The sequence below is a fragment of the Paraburkholderia humisilvae genome, assembly GCF_902859855.1.
GTDB classification, from domain to species: domain Bacteria; phylum Pseudomonadota; class Gammaproteobacteria; order Burkholderiales; family Burkholderiaceae; genus Paraburkholderia; species Paraburkholderia humisilvae.
Genome location: NZ_CADIKH010000198.1, coordinates 1 through 3,844, shown reverse-complemented (window position 1 = coordinate 3,844; position 3,844 = coordinate 1). Strand labels below are relative to the sequence as shown.

Annotated in this window: 1 protein-coding gene; it reads right to left on the bottom strand. The window is 58.7% G+C overall.

The window, feature by feature from the left end; translation table 11 throughout:
- Window positions 1–248 precede the first annotated feature (248 nt).
- Window positions 249–3,758: an autotransporter outer membrane beta-barrel domain-containing protein gene (locus tag HV796_RS40630; protein WP_175233332.1), complete on the bottom strand. Its 3,510-nt coding sequence runs from the start codon at window positions 3,756–3,758 to the stop codon at window positions 249–251.
- Between the last annotated feature and the right edge of the window lie 86 nt (window positions 3,759–3,844).

Here is a 3,844-nt window from a genome sequence, read left to right as displayed (position 1 = left end):
CCGTCGGTTTCGCTTCGTCATCTTCTGGTTCCTTGTTGCCGGCCATTATGGCCGACTCACGCCCCAGCTTTTCCACTCAACGAACTGTCCGAATTCTCGAAGCCACCTCTCAATCCCAACTGTCGTAATTTGCATGGTGACGCCCCTTCCGGTTTGAGTGATCGATGACACTTCCACTTTGGCACATTCATGCCTTCATCGATGGGGGCGTCCATCCCATTGCTTACACAGCAGATGCGTAAAGACGGCTACCAACTGAAACGGTAGCCTGCTTGTCCGGACACGTTACGCCGATACTCTCCGCCCACGCTGTGTTCATATTTCACGCTCGCGTACACTTCTGAGTGTTTGCCAAAGCTACCTGTGATCCCAAAGCCGACATCGCACCAGGTCTTACCCAGTTCGTTCTGCAGGGACGTGCCGCCCACGCTTGTCTGTCCTGGCGAGAAGAAATCATGCAGCACATCGGCCGAAAAATACGGTGTAACGCTCGAATTTTTCGCATCATTGCTCAGGTTGGCCCTGAACAGCCTGAATCCGAGACGGCCCCTTAATGCGTTAGTCGAAGTGGACCCGATCTCCGAGATACCGTCATTAAAGTGGTTTACGTGGAGGTACTGATAGAGCAACTGGGCCTGGGGCTCGATGGCCACGCCAGTCGAGCCGAGCGCAAATGGTTTGCCAGTTTCTCCGGAAATTGCGGCACCGAAACCATTCTGGCTTCCACTTCCGCCAAGGACATCGCCGTACCTGTTCTGGTAGTGCGTCAGTTGTCCGACGCCATCGAAGTAGCCGCCGTCGGGCATGTACTTCGTCCAATAGCCGCCGAACGATTGTGCCTGCGTTTCGACGGTGCCTGTGGAATCCGACAGTTGCGAGTTGATGCTTCGCAAGCTATCGCGAAAGGAAGCGGACGAGGAGCCAAAGGTCAAAGTCACGCCCGCATGCGTGCTTCCGCCGCTGGTGCCGCGCGAAAGCGCCCAGTCTTTTCCAAACTGTGCGAAGAACGTGCGCTCGTCGGTTGAGAAGCGGCCGGCGGCGTCGGCATCGAGATTCTGTCCGCCAATGCGACCCCAGACGCCGTTGTTGCTCGACGGCTGAATAGATTCTTGGCTCGCGATGTCTCCGACCCGCTCGTCCAGCCGGCCGAGGACGGCAAAGCCGTAGTCGGCGTTGAGCAGCGGCGTGAGGGAATAGCCGACTACCGCCGGGCGATACTGCGAACGAAGATACCAGTTGTTCCCGCCGCTGCTATCTCCGCGATCGAGCAGATACTGATAGGCGCCGACCTGCAGGGGCCCGGGCAGTTGGAAAGCGTTTGGCGTGGAGCTGCCCCCGACCTGGACCAGCTCGATGCCGTCAGAGACCGTCTGTGCGCCGGCGCCCGTCGCGTGCAATTGCAGCACGGTATTGCCACTGGCATTGCCCGCAATGACCAACTGATCGCTGCGGGTCGCGGCGCCCCCCTGATTGAGCACCGTGTTCAGCGTTAGCGTGCCGGATGTACCCGTGTAGTTACCCGCGACGTTGAGCACGTTGCCGGTCTGCCCGGAGGGGCCAGCAAGCAAGATAAGTCCCCGGTTAATCAGGTTTCCACCAATCGACAATGAGCCGGCACTGCTGCCGGCAAAGGCCATCAAGGCATTGCCTACCGCGATCGTGCCATCGTTCGTCACGCCCCCTCCGGTGCCACCGTAGCCAGCCAACGTAGCGCCGCTGGATACCGTGACGGCCCCGCTGCCCAGCATCGCTGTCGGATGCGCCGCGTCGCCAGCAACCAGCGTGCCGGCAGCGACCAAGGTATTACCGGTGTAGGAACTGGCGCCGTTCAGAATTGTGGTGCCGCGCCCCAGTTGCGCGAGGCTCCCACTGCCAGACACGCTTCCGTCAAACGATAGCGTATCGGCACGAGCAAAAACCAGTGACCCGTTGTTGGTCACATTGCCAATAATGCTACCCGAGGTGTCACCGTCACCCACCTGCAGCTTGCCAGCGGCGATCGTCGTGCCACCGCCAAATATGTTTGAACCAGCGAGTACTAGCGTACCTGTATCCGTCTTGGTAAGCGCCCCATCGCCGGAAATTGCGCTCGCCATCGTAAGCGTTGAGCCAGAGGAGACATCGAAGGTCCCTCCGCCAGCTTCAAGACTAACGGGTCGCACTGAGCTAAACGTCGTGTCGGTCGCGAGCGTTCCACCATTGAAGCTTAATCCACCCGATGCTGCGCCCAGATTCTTATCGTCGGACACTTTCAGGATACCGCCGTTAATTGCCGTACCTCCCGAATAGGTGTTCGAATTGGCGAGCACCAGCGTACCCGTATCCGACTTGGTGAGCGCGCCATCGCCAGAGATCGCGCTCGCCATCGTAAGTGTTGAGCCCGACGCAACATCAATGGTCCCGCCGCCATCATTAAGAGTAATCGATCGCGCCGTACTAAATGTCGCGCTGGCCGCGAGCGTTCCACCATCAAAGCTCAATCCTCCAGATGCCACGCCCAAATTGGTGTCCTTAGATACTTGCAAGGTACCACTGTTAATTGCCGTGCCTCCCGAATATGTATTAGCACCCGTTAGCACTAGTGTTCCGGAATCGAGCTTTGTAAGCATCCCACTGCCGCTGACCACACCGTTTACGGTAAACGAAGCCGAAGGCGCAACGCCGACTCCGCCACCGGCGGCACCGACTGTCATATCCCGTCCCGACACAATGTTCGCCGTGGCCTCTAGCGTGCCCCCATCGAGGGTCACAGGGGTTGTTGAAGATCCAAGATTGCCATCGTCGCTGATCTGGAGAGTGCCCCCCAAGATAGTCCAAGGGGTCACAGCCGAGGTTGTGTTCGTGAGTTCCCAAGTGCTTGCGCCAGTTTTTTCGAATGCCGAAAATCCCTGGTACTGAGGAGTGGAATTCCCCGATGGCGCGATTTCCGACACGTCGAACACGGTCGCGCCTGCCCCCCCAGTGGCCGACATGTCACCACCCAGGACCAACGTATTGGTTGCGCCGCCCGAGGTCGTACCAACCACATTGCCCGTGATGGACCAGCCCGCCTGCAATTCAAGCGTATTGCTGCCTCCCTCGAAGGAAATCGCGTTCGCCCTCGTCACGCCGTCACTGCCGATGCCTCCGACGATTGCACCGGCATTGATAATCTGCAGATTGGCCCCACTAATGCCAGAGCCACCTGCGGCAAATGTACCGAGCGCAGTGCCACTGGAATTACTCCCCGGTTGACCGCCATTACCCCCCTGGACAGATCCAAAATTCGTTAGCGAAAACGAGGTTCCTGTAATACCCGAAGCGCCCGTGCCGCCAACCCGTCCAGTACCTCCGATCGAACCATTGCCACCATTTCCTCCCGCCCCCCCGACGATCGTGAAGTTATTGGTCAGATTGACGCCATTGTCAACTACACCAGAACCACCGTTGCCGCCATATCCGGATCCACCGCCCGCTGAGGGAATGCAGGCCCCACCGTTTCCGCCAGATCCGCCCGAGATGTTCGCTCGGGTCGCCGTGGAGGTACCACCGCTAAGAACGGCGCCGGCACCACCCCCACCACCGCTTCCACCGTCCGACGGCATGGCGGAATTCTCACTTCCACTGTCACCGCCAGCACCGCCATTACCACCGACTATAGCTTGTGTAACGTTGTCGAGGGTATTGCCATCAAACCCGTCACCACCCCCACCACCGCCACCACCACCGCTCCTTCCGGTGGAAGTGTTGTTCGCATTATTGAGTTTCCCATAAAACATGACAACCGATTCGATGCTGGCGCGTTATATCTCTAACGGATTGAATGGAGATACGCGCCATGGCAAAGAAGCCGTTGGACGAGGCA

Excerpts from the sequence above, each read along its gene's own strand:
- HV796_RS40630 (WP_175233332.1), bottom strand. The coding sequence starts at position 3,758 with ATGTTTTATGGGAAACTCAATAATGCGAACAACACTTCCACCGGAAGG.